A 466-nucleotide genomic window follows, 5' to 3' on the forward strand; every position below is an offset into this window, starting at 1 on the left:
GCCGGGCAATGCTGTCTGCCAGCTCGACCGGCTACAGTTCTACCGGCGACGTTCAGAATGGCTTGCAACAAGTCATCGATATTACCAACGACGCGGCCGAAAAATTTGTCAAAAATGCCGGCGTCCTGAGTTGGGGCGTCTATATCTATGCCGGCACGTTCCAATTGGTCATGTATGCGCTGGTTGGCATCGCCATCGCTGCCATTGTTCTCGCCAAGGTCATGACGTGGATACTTTTGGCGACCGCTCCGATATTCATTCTGCTTATGCTTTTTGCATTCACCGCCCGTTACACAATCGGGTGGATCAACGCAATCATTCTGTTTTTCGTAGTTCAGATTATTATTTATGCGTTTCTGGCCTTTTATCTTTCGCTGATCACAGGTGTCCTCAACGCATTGGCTGCAAAAGCAAGCACCGTAACGGTTGTCTGGGGTGACATTCTTCCCGTGGAACTCATGGGAGT

Annotated in this window: 1 protein-coding gene; it reads left to right on the top strand. The window is 50.2% G+C overall.

Annotation, left to right across the window (positions count from 1 at the left end):
* Positions 1 to 466, top strand: a 466-nt coding sequence (locus C1631_RS23555; protein ID WP_185144703.1) for a type IV secretion system protein, incomplete at both ends; no start/stop codon positions are given.

Origin of the sequence: Chryseobacterium phosphatilyticum (assembly GCF_002899825.2) — a bacterium.
GTDB lineage: Bacteria > Bacteroidota > Bacteroidia > Flavobacteriales > Weeksellaceae > Chryseobacterium > Chryseobacterium phosphatilyticum.